The sequence below is a fragment of the Xanthobacter autotrophicus genome (assembly GCF_005871085.1).
GTDB classification, from domain to species: domain Bacteria; phylum Pseudomonadota; class Alphaproteobacteria; order Rhizobiales; family Xanthobacteraceae; genus Xanthobacter; species Xanthobacter autotrophicus.
On the sequence record NZ_VAUP01000042.1, the window covers coordinates 48,535 to 67,357 of the forward strand.

Consider the following 18,823-nt stretch of genomic DNA (forward strand, 5'->3'; position numbering starts at 1 on the left):
CAGGTCACTCCGAAAACAGGCGTTTCAGAAGGCCCGCGCGAGGCGGGCATAGCGGTCGCTGGCGATCAGCAGCGCGCCGATGATGAGGATCTGCACGGTCGCGACCGCCGCCACCGTGGAATCGAGGTTCCATTCCAGATACGAAACCAGCGCGATCTGGAGCGTGGTGCGGCCCGGCCCCACCAGGAAGATCGACTTTTCAAGGTCGATGAAGGACACCACGAAGGAGAACAGCGCCGCCGCCACAATGCCGGGCTTGATGATGGGCAAAGTCACCCGGAAGAAGGTGGTGAGCACCCCCGCGCCCAGCGAGCGCGCCGCCTCCTCATAGGACGGGCTCATGCCCACCAGGGAGGCCGTCACCAGCCGCACCGTCCACGGCAAGGCGATGAGGCCATGGGCGATGAGCAGGCCCGGCAAGGTGCCGGCGATCTCCACGTCCAGCAGCACTTCCAGCTCGATGAAGGCCATGAACAGCGCCGCCCCGCCGACGATGCCCGGCACCACCATGGGCGAGAGCAGCACGGTCTGGATGGCGTCCCGCCCCGGAAAGCGATAGCGCACCAGGGCCAGGCTCGCCGGCACGCCCAGCACCAGCGATATGGCCACCGCCACCAGCGCGGTCTCCACGCTGGTGATGAAGCCGTTGCGGAACGCCTCCTGTTCCCAGGCGCGGACATACCAGCTGAAGGTATATCCGGTGGCCGGGAAGGACAGGATGCGGTTGGCGAAGAAGCTCACCCACACGATGGCCACCAGCGGCAGCAGCACGAAGGCGAGCACCAGCGCCGAGAGCGCGGCGTAGATGCGGTTGATGGCGAGAATGCCCATAGCCCCCCTCACTCGCTCCAGCGGCGATAGCGCCGCTGCACCAGGACGTTGGCGGTGGTGGTGAGCACGAGCGTCACCGCCATCAGCACGAAGGCGAGCGCCGCGCCGAAGGGCCAGTTCATGGCTTTCGCCACCTGCTGGTAGACGGCGGGCGCCATCATCTGGAAGCTCGGGCCGCCGATGAGCACGGGCGTCGCATAGGCGTTCATGGAGAGGATGAAGCACAGCATGGTGCCGGCGAGGATGCCCGGCAGTGCCAAGGGCAGCACCACCCGCCACAGGGTGGTGAGGTGGGAGGCGCCAAGGCTGGAGGCGGCGGCTTCCAGATTGGCGTCGATGCCCTCGATGATGCTCTGCAGCGTCACGATCATGAACGGCAGCAGCACCGAGACGAGGCCGATAACCACGGCGGTGGGTGTGTACATGAGCTTCACCGGCGACAGGCCGAGGGTGCTGACAAATGCGTTGAACAAGCCCTTGTCACCCAAAATCACCATCCACGCCGCCGTGCGCACCGCATTGCCCATGAGCAGCGGCAGGATGACGAGGAGGAGCAACCGCCCCTTCCATTTGTCGCTGGCCTGCCGCACCAGAAAGTACGCCACCGGAAAGCCGGCAAGGAGGCACAGGAGTGTGGAGAGGCCGGACACCCACAGGGTGGTCGCCAGCACCTCCTGGTAGTAGCTGTCGGCGAAGAATTTCTGGTAGTTGGCGAGGGTCAGCGCCTCCACCATCATCTGCCCCGGCACGAACCGGTTCAGCGAATAGCGGAACATGAGGGCGAGCGGACCCATCAGCGCCAGCACCACGAACAGGGTGCCGGGCGCGGCGAGGCCGAAGGCCGGCGACAGGCGCCGGCGTTCCCGCGCACCCGGCGCGGGAAGATTAAGGGGCGGAGCGGTGGCGCCGCCGGGGTTGGTCGTTGCTGCGGACATGGCCGAACCCGACATGCCGGCCGCGCTCAGCGGGCGATGTTCTTGTTCCACCACTCAAGCCATTCCGCCGTATTCTTCGCCACGTGGGCGTAATCGGGGAATTTCAGGGCCGCCGCCTGCGCCGCCGTGAAGTCCACCTTGGCGCGCAGTTCGTCGGTCAGCTCCGCCTTGGCGTTGGCCGGGGCGTAGAAGCTGGCGCCGGCAAGACCGGCCATGGCTTTGCGGTCCAGCATGGCGTTGAAATAGATATAGGCGAGGTCGGGGCTCGGCGCGCGCTTGGGCAGGGCCGCGCCGAACATCACCGCGATGGCGCCTTCGGACGGATACTGGATGGCGAGAGGGGCGCCGTCATTGGCCCATTGCAGGCCGCGCGCCTTGTAGTTCACCGCGATGTCCACCTCGCCATTGACGAGGCCGGCACCGAGCTGCTGGTGGGCAGCATAGATGCGCGGCTGGGTCAGCTCCTTCAGCTGGATCAGCCGTTCCTTGCCCTGCTCGGTATTGGTGACGTTGCCGCCTTTGATCAGGCCGGCCATCATGATGTAGTTGAAGTAAAGCTGGTTGGTAAGGCCGATCCTGCCGGCCCATTTCTTGTCCCACAGCTCTTCATAGGACTTGGGCGGGTTCGGCACCTTGTCCTTGTTGTAGATGATGGAGACACCGCTGTAGAGCCACGGCACGAAGAAGGGCTTGGACTTCAGCGCCGGCACCACGTCGGCGTAATTGGGCACCTTGGCGAAATCGATGTCGCTCAGCACGTCCTGGGCGTTCAGCTCCACGCTGTCGCCCTCGTTGATGTGGATGACGTCGATGGTGCCGCGCTTGAGCCGCTTCTCGGCGATCAGCTTGGCCTTGCGCTCCGGCTCCATGCCGAGGTCGCGGACGATCTTGATGCCGCGGCTTTCCACCAGCGGCGCTTCCACGAAGCGGATGGTCCGCTCGTTCCAGTCGCCACCCCAGTTGGAGACGACGAGGGTCCCCTCCTGCGCGCGAACAAGGCGCGGGGCGGCGAGCACCGCCGCCCCCGCACCGAGCGCTCCAAGGACGGCACGCCGGGATGGCGCACCCGAAAGGGTGAGATCAGTCTTCGTCATGTCCGCCTCTGGATTTTATTTTTTGATGTCGAAGTCGAAGTCGTCGATGTCGGAGAACGTCTTGAAGTCGCCGCGCCGGAGCGCGGCGACCCGATCAGGCCGCGGCGCGAGACTTGGCGCCGACTTCGTCGAGGTAGGAGATGCAGCGCTCCAGCGGCTCCACATCGGCGAACTTCGCGTCGATGTCGAAGAGGTTCCAAGCCACCGCGCCGGGCACCCGGTCGCCGATGCACTCCTTCACCGCGATGGTGCGGAAACCTTCCGCCAGACCGTCGCAAAGCGTTGTGCGCACGCAGGCGGAGGCGGTGACGCCGGTCACCAGGATGGTGTCCACATTGTTGGCCCGCAGGAAGCCGGCGAGATAGGTGCCATGGAAGGCGGAGGCCCGCTTCTTGATGAGCACCTGCTCACCCTTCACCGGCTCGATGCGGCTGTCGATGGCCCACAGTTCGGGCTTGGACTGGTCCACCACCTCGATGGGAATCTTGTGGTGCCACAAGCCCATATCGGTCGCGGCCTGGGTCTCGTCGGTGACCTGGTAGCAGGTGGTCACATGCACCACCGGGTGGCCGTTGCGCCGGCAGGCGGCGAGCAGAGCCTGCACCCCAGGGATGATCTGGTCGTCGATCTTCTCGCAAGTGAACGGGTTGCCGGGACGGGTCCAGGCATTGGCCAGATCCACGTTGATCAGCGCCGGCCGGCTGCCGAATCCCACCCGCCGCTGGAAGCCGCGCCCCTGGTACAGGGAGGTTGCCTGTTCGAAGGCGCGCGTCAGCGCCGCATCGAGATCTTCCTCGAACGCCATAGTCGTTGTCCCTGCTGGTTTTCCGCCCGTCTGCGCCGGACTTGCAGGGACAAGATTGCTCAATCTTCTATGACAGGAGAAATTCCAAATTCGGCACGATTGATGCAATTTCTGATATGAATGACGCCATGCGCTTCGATCTCCGCCACGTCCGTGCCTTCGTCCTCCTCTCCGAGGAACTGCACTTCAGCCGCGCCGCCCAGCGCGCCCACATGACCCAGCCGGCCATGAGCCGCCTGATCCGCGACCTGGAGCAGGACGTGGGCGTGCCGCTGATCGCCCGCACCACCCGCTCGGTGGAACTGACCGAGGCCGGCAAGGCCTTCCTCGCCGACGGCCGCGCCGCCCTGGAGCGGCTGGAGCGCGCCGTCACCAATGCCCGCCGCACCGCCAGCGGCGAGGTGGGCCTGCTGCGCATCGGCTACATGGACTTCGCCATCAACGGCCGGCTGCCGGAATTCCTGAGCGCTTTCAGTCGCTACCGGCCGGAAATCCGGCTGGAGATCTCATTCATCCCCACCTTCAAGCAGCAGGAGGCGCTGCTGGCGGAACGCATCGACATCGGCTTCATGATCGGACCGTTCGAGGAGCCGAGCATGGCGAGCTACACCTTCGACGACAACCGCTACGTGGCGCTGCTGCCCATCACCCACCCGCTCTCCAACGTGCGCACCCTGCGCCTCTCGGACCTTGCGGACCAACCCTTCGTGCTCGGCTCGGGGGAGAATTGGGGCGCCTTTCGCAACGCCTTCTTCTCCATCTGCCACCGCGCCGGTTTCACCCCGCGCATCGCGCAGGAGGCCTCCTCCTCGGAAGGCATCTTCGGGCTGGTGGCGGCGGGCGCCGGGGTCTCGGTCTATGCCAGTTGCGTGCGCAACCTGCAGCGGCGCGGCATCGTCATCCGCGATCTCGATGATGTGTCGGAAAAGATCGTCACCGTCGCCGCCTGGGCAACGCCGGTACACTCGCCGGCGGTCTCCATCTTCACCGATTTCATGTTGCGGGTGTGGGGCAGCGTCTAGCCGCAGCGCCGCCCGGAACCAGACCCTCCGGCCGGACGCCTGATCACCGGGATGTGGGATAGAGCGGCTGGAGGCCACGGGCCTTGCGACCGTTGCGCGCCTTCGCGGCGCGTCGTTCGGCGGCGAGAGCCTTGCGCAAGGCGCGCCCATCCCACGCCGTCGCATCGCCCGCATACAGGTGCTGGTTCAGTTCCGCCACCGCCTGCGCCATCCCGGGGGTGCGCGGTGCCTCACCGCCCATCCCGCCCATGGCACGGGCGAGGGTGAGCCAGGCGCGGTGGGCGGCGGCCGCATCATTGCTGCGACAGGCGACATCGAGCGCCCGCGCCGCCGCCTCCACATCCAGGGGCACCAACGCCGGCCGCCCGGCCATGCGTCCGCTCCCGACCGGCCGGACAGCTCCGGGATAGGTCGGGTCCGGCGCACGCTCGGCCTCGCCCGGGCGCCGCCGGCGGCCGCTGTAGAAGACGGTTCCGACCACCAGCACGGTCACGGCGAGCACGGCCAGCACATCGCGCACGTTCCAGCCGCCCTGCGGTCCACCGGCGGTCGGCGATGGAGCGGGCACGGCAACGGGAGAGGCCTGCGCCCGCGGTGCGCTGCCGTCGGCGGATGCCGCCACGGTGAGGGTCACGGCCGGCAGAGTGGCGGTCTCGGCCCGGTTCGCCACAATGTTCCACCAGGGCACGGAGATGGCCGGCAGCGTCACCGTTCCGGCGCGCGTGGGCACCACGGAGACCCGCGTCTCCACCACCGCGCCGACGCCGCCGTCCACCGACGTGGCCTCAGGCTTGCCCTCGTCGGCGTACTGGCGGACGCCCTCCACCTCCGGCGCGGCGAGCGGCGGCAACTGGCCGGGGCTCGCGCCCTTCACCTCCAGCCGCAGAGTGCGTACCAGCGCACCGCCAACCCTGGCTTCGCCCGGCGGACGCGACCAGCTTTCCCGAAGCGTCGCGGACCGGGCCGGCAGGAACCAGCCGGTGACGCCGGCGGGGCGCGGGCGCACCTCCACCTCCACCGGATTGGAATAGACCGTAACCTTGCGGCCGGCATTGAAGCCGCCGCCGAGCCACGGCATGGCCGGCCGCCCCAAGGTGCGGGCCTGCTCCTGCGCGCCCGGCGGAGACGTGGGGATGGAGGCCTTGAGCGCCACGGAGGGAATCTGGATGGTGCCGGTGCGCTGGGGCCGCATGACGTAGCGCAGCTCCACCACGCGGAAACGCTGACGGCCGAACACACGGGAATAGGTTTTCAGCCCGCCGTCAGGCGTGAAGGAGGCGCCATCGGCCTCCGGCTGTCCCGCCGTCGCCTCCAGCGCACCGACGCGGTCAAACATGCGCACCACCACGGGAATCTCACTCTGGAGAAAGAAAGGCGGTGTGCCCTGCACGTCCACCGCCAGCGAGAGCGGCTCGTCATCGGGCGGCTCGATGGCGGCGCCCGGGGCGATGGTGAGATCGATGGGAGCGCTCGTCTCCCCGCCCACCGAAAGGGCAGGAATGGTGAGACGGCCGGCGTGCTTCGCCACCAGTGTCAACACCCATTCATTCACCTCGACCCGTTGCCCGGCCACGGTGTCCATGCGGCTGCGCTTGCGCCGGTCGAGGATGTCGAAGTCCTTCGACAGGGAAGTCACGTTCGGCGGTTCCAGGCTGTCGCGGCCGGCAAGGCTCAGGACCAGCTCGAAGGGTTCGCCCTGGTCCGTGGGCAGCCGTTCGATGCTTGCCTTGAAGGCGCCGGCCAAGAGCGGCGTCGCAGCGACGAGCGCAACCAGCAGGAGGACGAGGCGCAGCACGACGCGCATCATGGCTCGCCCTCCACCTGGATGTTCGCTGGACCGCCCATGTAGCGCGCGCGGATGCGGGCCCGCAGCAGGCCTCCGGGATCATCCGGCACCTGGCGTAGCGCCTGCTCACGGCTCTGCTCGTCGTCGGACAGGGACTGGAGCGCCGCCTTGGCGTCCTTGCCACCGGGCGGCGGCGGCGGCGCGGCGGCGGTCGGCGCCACCTGGGTGGGGCCAGAGGGCGGAGGCTCGAACGCCTTGTTCGCGTCCCGGCTGTCATGCGGCACATCGGGCGTGCCCTGCGGCAGGGGCGGTGGCGGCGCAGCCGGAGGAGAAGGCGGGTTCGCCTGCGGCTGAGGCTGGGGGGGCTGGTCCGGCGACGGCTGCGGGGCAGCGGCGATCTCGGGCGGCCGGCGCGGCGGCAGCGGCGCAGGCGCCGGCAGTGGTCCGGGCGGCTGTGGCGCAGCTCCGGACTGCTGCGGATCACCCTTGTCAGGCTCGCCGGGCTTGTCCTTCTGCGGGTCGGCGCCCGTCTTGCCTGCGTCCGGCTTCGGATTATCCGGCTTGGAAGGGTCGGGCTTGGAAGGGTCGGGCTTGGAAGGGTCGGGCTTGGAAGGGTCGGGCCTGGAAGGGTCGGACTTGTTCGGATCAGGCTTACCGGGATCGGATTTGCCGCCGGCATCCTGCTTGCCGCCGCCACCGCCTCCCCCGCCGCCGGAATTGCCCTTGTCCTTCTTCTGGTCGTTCTTCTTCTCGTCGTCCTTCTTCTTGCGGGCGTCGATGATGCCCTGCACCAAGTCGCGGTTGAACTTGGCATCCGCGTCGGCAGGATCGGCCTTCAGCGCGGCGTCGTAGGCGGCGACGGCCTCCTCCAGCCGGTCGGAACGAGCCAGCGCGTTGCCACGGTTGTAGTCGGCGCCGGGCATCCGCGCATAGGCTTCGGCCGCGCCCGGGTTGTCGCCGGCCTTGTAGCGGGCGGCCGCGCGCCACGCCGGGTTCTCGAAGCGCTGGGCGGCGGTGGCGTAGTCCCCAGCGCCGAAGGCGGAGGCGCCCTGCTGGTCCGGCCGCGCCCACAGATCGTCCCATGTCCCCGCCGCCGCCGGACTGGGCGCGAACATGGCCGGCAGGGCGGCGAGAAGCAGCACGGCGATCCACCCCCGCCGGAAAGCCAGCGGCGCCAGCAGCACGGAGATGAGGAGCACGAACGGCCCCATGTCCGCCCAGACGTCGGCTGTGAACCCGTCCTGATCGACCGGCGGCGCCGTGGCGGAAGCACTCGTCAGCGGCAGGGTGCTTTCCAGGTCGCTGTCGTCGGCGGTGAGGCGGGAGAAAGTGCCGCGCCCGGCAACCGCGAGGGCCGAGAGGCCCGCCGCATCCAGAGGCGCCGCCCCATCCGCACCCGAGGCGCCGACGCCGATCACATTGACCTTGAAGCCCGCCGCCGCCGCCGCCCTGGCCGCGGCCTGCGCCTTGGCGGGATCATCTCCGGTACTGTCGGCCAGGATGAGGATGCGCCCGCTGGAAGCGCCGGCGCCCTTCAGAAGCTCCACCCCCTTCTCGATGGCGAGATCGGTGCGGGCCGGGCCGCCGCGCATCAGGTTGGTGGCGAGGTCCGGCAGCATCTGGCCCACCACGCGGGCGTCTTGCGTGAGCGGCGCGGCGGTGAAGGGAATGTCGGCATAGAGCACCAGTGCCACCTCGCCGCCGCGCATGCGCGAGAGGACGTCCGCCACCTTGTAGCGGGCGGCGGCAAGGCGGGTGGGGCTGGCATCGCTGGCGCCCATGGAGCGGGTGAGGCTGAGCGCCACCACCACGGGCTCCAACCGCCCGCCCGCCGGCTGCGGCAGCTTCTCCCAGGTCGGCCCGGCAATGGCGAGGATGGCCGCGGCCCAGCCCACGAGCAGCAGCGCAATCGGCCAGCGGCCCGTCTGGCGCCCGCCCGATGCGGCGAGATGGACGAGCAGATGGGGGTCGACCACCCGCGACCAATCGTTCGATCCCTGCTTGAGCCGGCGCCACAGCAATGCCGTGAGCACGACCGCCGGCACCAGGGCCAGCAGCCATTCGGGCCGCAGGAAATGGAAGCTCGCGGGCATCAGGCGGAGCCTTCCACACGCGCCGGCTCAGCCCCGCCCGCGCGGCGGCCCAGCGGCCGGTTCATCACCAGCAGCGCCGACATGAGAAAGCTCACAAGCAGCGCCGCCCCGAGCGGCCAGTAGAACAGGGCGATGGAGGGCCGCACGAACTGAGGGTCCCCGGCCACCGGTTCAAGGCGGTCGATGTCGGCATAGATGGCGGCGAGGCCCTTGTCGTTCCGGGCACGGAAATACTGGCCGCCGGTGAGTCCCGCGATCCTTTTCAGTGCCTCCTCGTCGAGGTCGCCGGACGGGTTCATGGGCGCGCCGGGCATGAAATCCATGCCGTCGGCGCCGACGCCGATGGTGTGGATCCGCACATTCTCCTTCGCCGCGATGGCCGCCGCCTCCATGGGGTCGAGCACGCCGGAGGTGTTGGCACCGTCAGTGAGCAGGATCAGCACGCGATCCTTCGCCGGTCGGTCGCGCAGGGTCTTCACCGCGAGCCCAATGGCGTCGCCGATGGAGGTGTTGCGCCCGGTCATGCCGATGGAGGCCTCGGCGAGGAGTTGGCGAACCACGGTGCGGTCAAGCGTCAGCGGCGCCTGCACATAGGCCCGCGTGCTGAACAGGATGAGGCCGATGCGGTCGCCAGTGCGGCGGGCGATGAAGTCGTCCGCCACCCTTTTCACCACCTGGAGCCGGTTCGCCGGCACACCGGACTGGACCAGGTCCGGCGACGACATGGAGGCGGAGAGATCCACCGCCAGCATCATCTCGCGGCCTTCCACGGGGATGGCGATGGGTGTGCCCACATAGACCGGCCGCGCGGCGGCAATGACCAGAAGGGTCCAGATGAAGGCGAGCGCCGCCAGCCGCAGGCGGCTGAAGCGGGGACGGCCGTTGGCGACGAGGCCGGCGTGGGCCAGTTCCGCGAAGAACGGCAGGCGCAGGGCACCGGTCCGCCGCTCCGGCGCGCGCGGCAGCAGCAGGCGGACCAGGAACGGCAGCGGCAGCAGTGCCAGCACGAAGGGCCATTGCAGCGTAATCATGCGCGCGCCCTGATCCAGCGCCGCACGGCGGCGACAAAGGCCTTGGGCGCGATCCCGGCATCGGGGGCGGCGGCCGGCGGGTAATAGGGCGCGCGGGCGAGGAACGCGGCCTCGGCAACGCCGAAGCCGGCCTTGCCGGCCACCAGCACCCGCGCCCACGCTTCCCCGGTGAGGGCCGTGGCCTCATCCCCCGACTGGGCGCGCACGAGCCGGCGAAGCACGCCGGAGGCCGCGACGGCGATGGTCTGGGGATCGGGCAGGCCATCGCGGCCGCCGTCTTGGGCGCCCACCTGCGCCAGCGTCGCCTCGAACTCCTTCAAAGCCTTGTAGGCGAGGGTCTGCCGCCAGCGCCATTCGCGGATGGCGAGCACCACCCCCACCAGCAGGACCAGGCCGGCCAGCGCGTACCAACCGGGCGCGGGCGGCCAGAACGGCACGTCCGGAGGCAGATGGATATCCCGCAGAGTGGCCAGTGATTCCTCGAGGGACGGGGCGGGAGGGGCGTCGGGGATTTTCCCCCCCGGCGTCAGGAAATCCGGGGTCGAGAAATCCGGCACGGAGGGAGCGGTCGTGGTGGGAGAGGTCATGCCGAGGCACGCCCCAATACCCGCCGCCCCGCCGACTGGAACGGTCGCAGCCGTTCAGGATGCAGCACGTCCGCCGGATCGGTGCCGGTCTCAAGATCGAGGAAGGTCATGCCGCGTTCGCGGCAGATCCGCTCGACGCCGTCGTGGCGCGCGGCGAAGCGCTGGGCATAGGCGGCCCGAAGCGCCGCCCGCTCCGCATCGAGCCGCGCCACCGCCACCCCGTCAGTAACGGGATAGAGGCCGGGGTCGGGCATATGCGCCTCCAGCCGGTCGAACACGAACAGGCAGGTGACGTGGTTGTCCACCGCGAGCCGCTCCATCTCGCGCACCCCATGAGCGTCTAGATCGGCAAAGTCGGTGACGAGGAAAACGAGCGTGCCGGGCCGCGCCAGCGCACGGGTCCGCGCCAGGGCCTCCGCCAGCGCAGGGCCGGTCGCCTCGGGCCGCGCCGGCTCGGCGGTGGCATCTGCCACGGCGCGGACGAAGTTCAGGATGCGCCTGCGGCTGCGTTCCGGCTGGAAGGCGCCGACGCCGGAGGGCGCCAGCACGACGCCCCCGACCCGGTCACTGCCAGCGATGCCCACCCAGGCCAGAAGCGCCGCCGCCTTGGCCGCCAGCACCGATTTGAAGCTGCCGCGCGTGCCGAAGCGCATGGCGGCGCGCGCATCGACGAGGATCAGGACGGGGCGCTCGCGCTCCTCCTGGAACAGCTTGGTGTGGGTCCGCCCGGTGCGGGCGGTGACGCGCCAGTCGATGGTGCGCACGTCATCGCCGGGATGATAGGCACGCACCTCGTCGAATTCCATGCCGCGGCCGCGGAAGGACGAGCGGTGGCCGCCGAACTGGTGGGTCCGCACCTTGCCGCCGGGCGCAAAGCCGCCGCCCCCGCGCGGGCGCACCGCCAAGAGGTCCGGCAGGCGGGCAACGATGCCCTTCAACGGATCCTTTTCCGACATCTCCCGTTTCGACATGGCGGTCCGCGACCTCAGCCCACCGGCACCCGGGAGATGAGGAGGTCGATGAAATCGTCGCTCGTCACCCCGTCCGCCTCGGCCTCGAAGGTCATGAGCACCCGGTGGCGCAGCACCGGCTTCAGCACCGCCTGCACATCCTCCGGCACCACATAGTCGCGCTTGCGCCGCCAGGCATGGGCGCGGGCGCAGCGGTCGAGGGAGATGGTACCGCGCGGGCTCGCCCCGAAACTCACCAGCCCTTCCAGATCGGCACCGTAAAGCTCGGGATGACGGGTCGCCTGCACCATTTGAAGCAGGTATTCCTCCACCGGCTCAGCCATATGCACGGCCGCCACCGCGCGCCGGGCGGCGAACACCACCTCCTGCGGCAGGGGCGGGCCGAAGTCCGGTGCCACGCCCCGCGCCTCCCCGCGCACCAGGCGCAGGATCTCGCGCTCGGCGGCGATATCGGGGAAATCGATGCGCACGTGCAGCAGGAAGCGGTCGAGCTGGGCTTCGGGCAGCGGATAGGTGCCCTCCTGCTCGATGGGGTTCTGGGTGGCCATCACCATGAACAGGTCGTCGAGGCGGTAGGTCTTGCCGCCCACCGTCACCTGACGCTCGGCCATGGCCTCCAGCAGGGCCGACTGGACCTTGGCCGGGGCGCGGTTGATCTCGTCGGCGAGGATGAAATTGTGGAACAGCGGGCCCTTCTGGAACCGGAAGGTGCCGTCCTCGGGCCGATAGATGTCGGTGCCGGTGAGGTCGGAGGGCAGAAGGTCCGGCGTGAACTGGATGCGCTGGTCGCTGAGGTCGATGGCGCGGGCCAGAGCCTTGATGGCCTTGGTCTTGGCAAGGCCCGGCGCGCCCTCCACCAGAAGGTGGCCATCGGCCAGCACGGCGATGAGCAGCAATTCCACGAAGGCCGGCTGGCCAAGGATGCAGGCGTTCATGTAGGTGGCGAGATCATCGAACGCCCGGTCGAGCCCGGCACTCTCGTGAGCCCCGCCCCCAAGAGCACCGCCCCCAAGAGCCCCGGCCCCATGAGCACCGCCCGCCTGAGCGGCCCGCTCATGCGCAACCCGTTCTGGCCCGGCGCGATCCGACACGGGGGTCCGCGCCCGGCCAAAGGCGCCTTCCAGGAAACTGGCGTCACGGCTTGTCGTCATGAAAGAAGGGTTCCGGTCTCGCGCGAGGTTGCGTTCCTTATATCGCCGCGAACGCGTGATCGCACATTATCTCGCATTCATTTTTCGGCCAGCGGGGGCGCCCTGCGACGGATGGAGCCATGACGCACGGTTGAGCCCGGGGACCGCTCCCGCCAAGATGACGCCAACCCAGCTCCTATGGTCCAACCTTTGCCCTGGCGACCCGGGCCCCTGACACAGCGGAGAATTCCCCCCTTGCCCGATCCGTCCCCCGACGCGCGCCGCTCCGCCCCGGCGGTCGCGCGCAACCGCGAGCCCATCGCCGCCCAGCTTTTGCAACTTCTGCCGGCAACCGGGCTGGTGCTGGAAATCGCCAGCGGCACCGGCGAGCACGCGGTGTATTTCGCCCGCAGGATGCCCCACCTCACCTGGCAACCCTCCGACCCCTCCCCCGAGGCGCGGGCCTCCATCGCCGCCTGGACCGCGGCGGAAGGCCTTGCCAACGTGCGCCCGCCCCTCGCCCTGGATGCCGCTGCCACAAACTGGCCGGTGGACAAGGTGGACGCGGTGGTATGCGTCAACATGATCCACATCAGCCCGTGGGAGGCGACGGAAGGGCTCATGCGCGGCGCCGGTGCCCGCCTGCCGCCGGACGGCGTGCTGTTCGCCTATGGTGCGTTCCTGCAGGACGGCGTGCCCACCGCCCCCAGCAACGTGGCCTTCGACGCCGACCTTAAACGGCAGGACCCGCGCTTCGGACTGCGCCACCTTCGCGACGTGGCCGCCTGCGCGGCCAAGAACGGCCTCGCCCTCGCGCGGGTGGTCGAGATGCCGTCCAACAACCTGTCGCTGGTGTTCCGCAAGGTGATGGCGGTTTCACCGGGTACCGGCGCTGTGCCATAGTCGGGCACCGCGCGGCCTTGGGTGGATTGGGGTGAGCCAGACTCACCGCAATCTGCTATCAGGACCGGGCTGGATCTTCCGCTCGATGCCCCTTCCGCTCGAGGACCCTTCATGGCGCGCGTCGTCGATCCCTACATCAAGGTATCGTCCCCCCAGATCTTCCTGGTGCGGATGATCGTGTTCCTGGCCCTGTGCGCGGCGCTCGCCGCCGTGCTGCACCGGCAGATCGTCGCCGCCTTCCTCAACAATCCGGGCCTCAACGGCGTGATCTTCGGGGTGCTCGCCGTGGGCATCATCCTCGCCATCCGGCAGGTGGCGCGGCTTTTCCCCGAGGTGGAATGGGTGAATTCCTTCCGCCTCTCCGATCCGGGGCTGGCGGTGGCGCGCCCGCCCACCCTGCTGGCGCCCATGGCGGCGCTACTGGGCGACCGGGTGGGGCGCATGTCCATTTCCCAGGCCACCATGCGCTCGATCCTGGATTCCATCGGCACCCGCCTCGACGAAAGCCGGGACATGGGGCGCTATCTGACCGGCCTTCTGGTGTTCCTCGGCCTGCTCGGCACCTTCTGGGGCCTTCTGGAAACCGTCTCCTCCATCGGTACGGTCATCAGCTCGCTCCAGGTGGGGCCTGATGCCGGCTCCATCTTCGAGGACATGAAGACCGGCCTTGCCGCCCCCCTCGGCGGTATGGGCACGGCGTTCTCGTCCTCCCTGTTCGGCCTGTCGGGCTCGCTGGTGCTGGGCTTCCTCGATCTTCAGGCCGGCCAGGCGCAGACGCGCTTCTACACCGATCTGGAGGACTGGCTCTCCACCACCGTGCGCGACCTCGACGATGCGCCACGCGAGCCGCCCCGCGGCTTCGGTGCCGAGCGCGACCCGGCGCGCCTGTCCGCTTCGGCGCAGCCCGCGACCCCGCCCCTCGCCCTGCCGCCGCCGCAGCCGGCCTTCGACACCGCTCCGCTGGTCTCTGCCATGGGCCGGCTGGAGAAGACCATGACCGAGGCGGGGTCCCAGCGGGTCACCACCGCCATGTCCCAGCTCGCGGAAAGCCTTCAGGGCCTCGTCACCCACATGCGCTCGGAACAGGCGTTACTGAAGCAGATGATCGAGGCGCAGGGCGCCCAGCAGGAGGAGCTGAAGCGCCTCGTCCGCCGGCTGGAGGACGAGACCTCGGGCCGGAGCAGGCCATGAGCGGATACGGGGATCAGGGCATGAGCGGACGCGGCGATCGGGGCATGAGCGGAAACGGGAGCTGAGCCATGGCCCTGGGCAGACGCGGTCGCGACCGCCACATCGACTACTGGCCCGGCTTCGTGGACGCCTTGTCCACGCTGCTGCTGGTGTTCATCTTCCTGCTGTCGGTGTTCATGCTCACCCAGTTCTTCCTGACCCAGGAGATGTCGGGCAAGGACAATGTGATGCAGCGGCTGCAGGCGCAGATCCGCCAGCTCACCGAGCTGCTCTCGCTGGAGCGCGCCACCGGCCAGACCACGGACGGCGAGCTTGCCACCCTGCGCGCCTCGCTCGAGGCCACCGAAACCGAGCGCGACCGCCTCAAGGGCCAGCTTTCCGCCGCCCCGGTCCCCACCTCCGACGAAGGCCGCACCCGGGCGCTCGCCCGCGAGGTGGACCTCCAGAAGGACGTGGCAGCCCGCGCCATCGCCCAGATCGAGCTGCTCAACCAGCAGATTTCCGCCCTGCGCCGGCAGATGGCGGCGCTGGAAGAGGCCCTCAACGTCGCCGAGAAGCGCGACGCCGAAAGCCAGACCAAGATTACCGACCTCGGCCGCCGGCTCAACGTGGCGCTGGCCCAAAGGGTGCAGGAGCTGACCCGCTTCCGCTCGGAATTCTTCGGCCGCCTGCGCGACATCCTCGGCAACCGGCCGGACGTGCGCGTGGTGGGCGACCGCTTCGTGTTCCAGTCGGAAGTGTTTTTCGACCGCGGCTCCGCCACCCCCCGCCCCGAGGCGCTGGCCGAGCTGGACAAGCTGGCGGGTGCCATCCTCGAGCTGGAGAAATCCATTCCCCCCGACATCTCCTGGGCCCTGCGCATCGACGGGCATACCGACAACCGGCCCATCGCCACGCCCCAGTTCCCCTCCAACTGGGAACTGTCGGCAGCGCGGGCCATCGCGGTGGTTCAGTACCTCATCTCCAAGGGGGTGAGCCCGCAGCACCTGATCGCCGCCGGCTTCGGCGAATACCAGCCCATCGACACATCCGCCTCCGAGGACGCCCGCGCCCGCAACCGCCGCATTGAACTGAAGCTGACGGAACGGTGACCGACCTGCGCCATGGACGTTAAGCGCCCGGCAACCCGTCTGGCTCAGGCTGGATGCCCGGATTTGACGACGAAGAAGGTGGATCGGCACGAGCCGCCTCGTCGTCATGAGCCAAGGCGTGACATTCCCATGCCCTATACTCTCGCCCCCGCTTTGCCCGCCCATCGTCCCGCCATGGCGCAGCTGTGGGTGGAAAGCTGGGTGAAGACCCTGCCGGAGATCGATTTCGAGGCCCGCCGGCCATGGCTCGAAAGCCATCTCGATGACCTCGCCGCAGGCGGCGCGCTGATTCGGGTGGCGCTCGATGGGGAGGGTGCGGTGGCCGGGTTCGTGGTCATCCATCCCGGCACCGGGTATCTTGACCAGCTGGCCGTCGCCCCGCGCGTGTGGGGACAGGGCGCGGCCGAGGCGCTGATGGATGAGGCGCGGCGGATCTCCCCGGCCCTCGTCGCCCTCGACGTGAACCAGGACAATCCCCGCGCGGTGCGCTTCTACGAGAAGATGGGGCTCACCATCGTCGCCGAGGGCGAGAACCCCATGTCCGGCCGCCGCACCTTCCGCATGGAATGGCGCGGTGGCGATGCCGCTCAGGCGCCGCGCGGGCCTTAGACCAACGGCCTCGGTCTTTGACCGATGCCGAGAGGGTCACACTCATACGCCGCGCGGGCTTAGACCAACGGCCATTGAGTCAAGCTCAACAGCCGTTGGAATCAAGCCGCGTTGAACTGGAGCTGGGCGAGGCGGGCGTAGAGGCCACCCTTGGCCACCAGCTCGGCATGGGTGCCCTCGTCCACCACGCGGCCGGCCTCCATCACGAGGATGCGGTCGGCTTCCAGCACGGTGGCCAGGCGGTGGGCGATGACGAGCGTCGTGCGCCCCTCCATGGAGCGCTCCAGCGCGGTCTGCACCAGGGTCTCGCTTTCCGCATCCAGTGCGCTTGTCGCCTCATCCAGCAGCAGGATGGGCGCGGCGCGCAGGATGGCGCGGGCGATGACGATGCGCTGACGCTGGCCGCCGGAGAGCGTCACCCCCCGCTCGCCCACCAGGGTATCCCAGCCCTGCGGCAGGCGCGCCACGAACTCGTCCACCGCCGCGGCCTGGCCGGCGGCCTCCACCTCGGCATCGGTGGCGTCGGGCCGGCCCAGGCGGATGTTGGCGCGCACGGTGTCGGCGAAGATGGCAACCTCCTGCGGCACCAGCGCGATCTGCCGGCGCACATCCACCGGATCGGCGTAGCCGATGTCGATATCGTCCAGCAAGATGCGCCCCGCCTGCGGATCATAGAACCGCTCCAGCAGCTGGAACACCGTGCTCTTGCCGGCCCCCGATGGCCCCACCAGCGCCACCCGCTCGCCGGGCCGCACGGTGAAGGAGACGGCATGGAGGGCATTGTCGTCAGCTCGGGTCGGATAGGCGAAGGACACCTCGTCGAACCGGATCGCGCCGGACAGGCGCGCGGGCAGCGCCACCGGGCGGGCCGGGGTGCGCACCTGCGGCTCCACCCGCAGCAGCTCGCCGATGCGCTCGGCGGCGCCGGCGGCGGCGGAGACCTCGCCCCAGGTCTCGGACAGATTGCCCAGCGAGGCGGCGGCCAGCACCGCATAGAGCACGAACTGGCTGAGCGCCCCCGAACTCATGGTACCGCCGAGCACCGATTGGGCGCCCGCCCACAGCACCGCCACGATGCTGGCGGTGATGAGGAAGATGGCGACGCCGGTGAGCCAGGCCCGCGCCCGCGTCGCGTCCTGCGCGGCGGTGAAGGCCTCTTCCACCGCCCCGTCGAAGCGCGCCCGCGCGGCGCCCTCCGCGCTGGAGGATTGCAGCGCCCGCATGCCGTTGAGCGCCTCGGCGGCATAGGCCGAGGCGTCGGCCAGCGTATCTTGAGCGTGGCGGGTGCGCCGGCGCACCTTGCGGCCGGAGGCCACCAGCGGCAGCACGATGATAGGGATGGCCACCAGCACTAGCGCCGACAGGCGCGGGCTGGTCACCACCATCATGGCGATGCCGCCCACGCACAGCACCAGATTGCGCAAGGCGGTGGAGGCGGAGGCGCCCACCGCCGATTTCAGCTGGGTGGTATCCGCCGTGAGGCGCGAGGTCAGTTCACCGGACCGGGCGGTGTCGTAGAAGGCGCCGTCCAGCGTCACCAGACGGGCGAAGACTGCCGTGCGCAGGTCCGACACCACGCGCTCGCCGAGCGTGGTCACGAGGTAATAGCGAGCGGCGGAAGCGGCGGCGAGCACCGCCGCGACCGCCACCAGCACGGCGAAATAGCGATCCACCAGGGCGGCATGGTCGGCGGCGAAGCCGAAATCGATCATGCGCCGCACCGCCAGCGGCAGCGCCAGCGTCGCCAGCGCCGCCACCAGAATGGCGACCAGCGCCGCCGCCACCCGGCCGCGATAGCGCGACAGGTAGGGGGCAAGGCCCCTCAGCGGCTTCAGGTTGGCCTTCCGACGCCGCGAGGCTTCGCCGTTCGGCGCCTCGGGCTTAAGCGCGTCGTTGTTGGGGGCAGTTGAGGTGTCGGCTTGTGTCAAAGCATGCACTCGGTTATAGACCCGCCACTTCCGTCAGGAACCGAAATTGACGCTGCCGGACCCGGGAGGGCGTCGGCGTGGCGATAAAGGATTGAACCAATGAAGAGCGACATCCACCCCGATTACCACTTCATCAAGGTGGTGATGACGGACGGTTCCGAGTACACGACCCGGTCGACCTACGGCAAGGAGGGTGACACCCTTCAGCTCGACATCGACCCGCGCACCCATCCCGCGTGGACCGGCGGCACCCAGCAGCTGATGGACCGCGGCGGCCGCGTTTCCCGCTTCAAGAGCAAGTTCGGCGCCCTGCTCAAGGGCTGATCGGCACCCGCCGCCATATCCGGCCCTGCGTATTTGCGTCGCAGGGCCAGATGGTGCGGCTTTGCCGTTCTGGCGCAGGGGAAGCCTTTCGCCGTTCAGCTTATCGCATCATCAGTTGAAGCCGCGGGCGGTCGTGCCGCCGTCGCGGCTTTTTGCGTTGCGCGATGCGCTGGCGGTCGTCAGGGCCGCAGCGGCCTGAAGGCGCGCTGCGAGTGCGCCGCACAAGGTCGCGAGTTCCAGCGCCCCGATCCGGGCCGCCGCCGGCAGCCGTTCGACGAGCCCAGCCGGAAGGGCCAGATGAAGCCGCGCGGTTTCGCGACCGAAGGCCTCGGGCGCCATGTCGCCGTCGCCCAGCATGTCGAGCATCAGCAGCGCCGAAGACGCATCCAGCACGAGCCGGCGCAAGGCGTCGGCAGCAGATGGGTCGAGTTGGGTCGAGGACAGGCGCGCCTGCGCGGACGCTAGCGTCTCCATACCTCCGCTGAAGATGAC

General features: G+C 69.3%; 18 protein-coding genes. 6 read left to right on the forward strand and 12 right to left on the reverse strand.

Annotated elements, in window-relative coordinates:
* Positions 1-24: 24 nt before the first annotated feature.
* The 4 genes from FBQ73_RS21915 to FBQ73_RS21930 form a co-directional block, all read right to left on the reverse strand.
* Positions 25-831 (reverse strand): ABC transporter permease, encoded by an 807-nt coding sequence (locus tag FBQ73_RS21915; protein WP_138401620.1) that lies wholly within the window; start codon positions 829-831, stop codon positions 25-27.
* An 8-nt stretch (positions 832-839) separates the two neighbouring features.
* Entirely contained in the window at positions 840-1,766 is a 927-nt protein-coding gene (locus FBQ73_RS21920) for an ABC transporter permease (RefSeq protein ID WP_138401621.1), read from the reverse strand.
* A gap of 26 nt (positions 1,767-1,792) precedes the next feature.
* Positions 1,793-2,860, reverse strand: a complete 1,068-nt coding sequence (locus FBQ73_RS21925; RefSeq protein ID WP_138401622.1) for an ABC transporter substrate-binding protein — start codon at positions 2,858-2,860, stop codon at positions 1,793-1,795.
* Between the two features lie 94 nt (positions 2,861-2,954).
* On the reverse strand, positions 2,955-3,665 hold the full coding sequence (locus FBQ73_RS21930) for an isochorismatase family protein (protein WP_138401623.1): 711 nt from the start codon (positions 3,663-3,665) through the stop codon (positions 2,955-2,957).
* Positions 3,666-3,793: 128 nt separating this feature from the next.
* Between FBQ73_RS21930 and FBQ73_RS21935 the strand changes: the two genes are divergently transcribed.
* Positions 3,794-4,687, forward strand: coding sequence for a LysR family transcriptional regulator (locus tag FBQ73_RS21935; RefSeq protein WP_246089900.1), 894 nt, complete (start codon positions 3,794-3,796; stop codon positions 4,685-4,687).
* Positions 4,688-4,730: 43 nt separating this feature from the next.
* Here the strand turns inward: FBQ73_RS21935 and FBQ73_RS21940 are convergent, their stop codons facing one another.
* From FBQ73_RS21940 to FBQ73_RS21965, 6 genes are read right to left on the reverse strand one after another with little or no spacing between them, the layout of a single operon-like run.
* A complete protein-coding gene (locus FBQ73_RS21940) occupies positions 4,731-6,494 on the reverse strand; it encodes a BatD family protein (RefSeq protein ID WP_138401625.1) in 1,764 nt (587 codons plus the stop codon).
* A complete protein-coding gene (locus FBQ73_RS21945) occupies positions 6,491-8,566 on the reverse strand; it encodes a VWA domain-containing protein (RefSeq protein ID WP_138401626.1) in 2,076 nt (691 codons plus the stop codon). The genes FBQ73_RS21940 and FBQ73_RS21945 overlap by 4 nt, the downstream gene beginning before the upstream one ends.
* On the reverse strand, positions 8,566-9,597 hold the full coding sequence (locus FBQ73_RS21950; protein ID WP_138401627.1) for a vWA domain-containing protein: 1,032 nt from the start codon (positions 9,595-9,597) through the stop codon (positions 8,566-8,568). The genes FBQ73_RS21945 and FBQ73_RS21950 overlap by 1 nt, the downstream gene beginning before the upstream one ends.
* Positions 9,594-10,184 carry a DUF4381 domain-containing protein gene (locus FBQ73_RS21955; RefSeq protein ID WP_138401628.1) on the reverse strand — a complete coding sequence of 197 codons (591 nt, stop codon included), beginning with the start codon at positions 10,182-10,184 and terminating at the stop codon, positions 9,594-9,596. Before FBQ73_RS21955 ends, FBQ73_RS21950 begins: the two co-directional genes overlap by 4 nt.
* On the reverse strand, positions 10,181-11,140 hold the full coding sequence (locus tag FBQ73_RS21960) for a DUF58 domain-containing protein (RefSeq protein WP_170219018.1): 960 nt from the start codon (positions 11,138-11,140) through the stop codon (positions 10,181-10,183). Before FBQ73_RS21960 ends, FBQ73_RS21955 begins: the two co-directional genes overlap by 4 nt.
* 29 nt (positions 11,141-11,169) lie before the next feature.
* Positions 11,170-12,090 carry an AAA family ATPase gene (locus tag FBQ73_RS21965; protein WP_138401747.1) on the reverse strand — a complete coding sequence of 307 codons (921 nt, stop codon included), beginning with the start codon at positions 12,088-12,090 and terminating at the stop codon, positions 11,170-11,172.
* A gap of 450 nt (positions 12,091-12,540) precedes the next feature.
* Between FBQ73_RS21965 and FBQ73_RS21970 the strand changes: the two genes are divergently transcribed.
* The 4 genes from FBQ73_RS21970 (at position 12,541) to FBQ73_RS21985 (ending at position 16,079) form a co-directional block, all read left to right on the forward strand.
* Positions 12,541-13,188 (forward strand): DUF938 domain-containing protein, encoded by a 648-nt coding sequence (locus FBQ73_RS21970; RefSeq protein ID WP_246089902.1) that lies wholly within the window; start codon positions 12,541-12,543, stop codon positions 13,186-13,188.
* 111 nt (positions 13,189-13,299) lie between these two features.
* Positions 13,300-14,379 (forward strand): flagellar motor protein MotA, encoded by a 1,080-nt coding sequence (locus tag FBQ73_RS21975; protein WP_138401631.1) that lies wholly within the window; start codon positions 13,300-13,302, stop codon positions 14,377-14,379.
* A gap of 68 nt (positions 14,380-14,447) precedes the next feature.
* A complete protein-coding gene (locus FBQ73_RS21980; protein WP_138401632.1) occupies positions 14,448-15,470 on the forward strand; it encodes a peptidoglycan -binding protein in 1,023 nt (340 codons plus the stop codon).
* Between the two features lie 129 nt (positions 15,471-15,599).
* Positions 15,600-16,079 (forward strand): GNAT family N-acetyltransferase, encoded by a 480-nt coding sequence (locus FBQ73_RS21985; protein ID WP_138401633.1) that lies wholly within the window; start codon positions 15,600-15,602, stop codon positions 16,077-16,079.
* A gap of 101 nt (positions 16,080-16,180) precedes the next feature.
* Here FBQ73_RS21985 and FBQ73_RS21990 read toward each other — a convergent pair whose 3' ends face one another.
* On the reverse strand, positions 16,181-18,007 hold the full coding sequence (locus FBQ73_RS21990; RefSeq protein WP_392567249.1) for an ABC transporter transmembrane domain-containing protein: 1,827 nt from the start codon (positions 18,005-18,007) through the stop codon (positions 16,181-16,183).
* A gap of 99 nt (positions 18,008-18,106) precedes the next feature.
* Here FBQ73_RS21990 and rpmE point away from each other — a divergent pair, with 99 nt between their 5' ends.
* Positions 18,107-18,331, forward strand: coding sequence for a 50S ribosomal protein L31 (gene rpmE, locus FBQ73_RS21995; protein ID WP_012112862.1), 225 nt, complete (start codon positions 18,107-18,109; stop codon positions 18,329-18,331).
* Between the two features lie 111 nt (positions 18,332-18,442).
* On the opposite strand, the gene FBQ73_RS22000 is transcribed toward rpmE, so the two are convergent.
* Entirely contained in the window at positions 18,443-18,805 is a 363-nt protein-coding gene (locus FBQ73_RS22000) for a hypothetical protein (RefSeq protein ID WP_170219019.1), read from the reverse strand.
* Positions 18,806-18,823 lie beyond the last annotated feature (18 nt).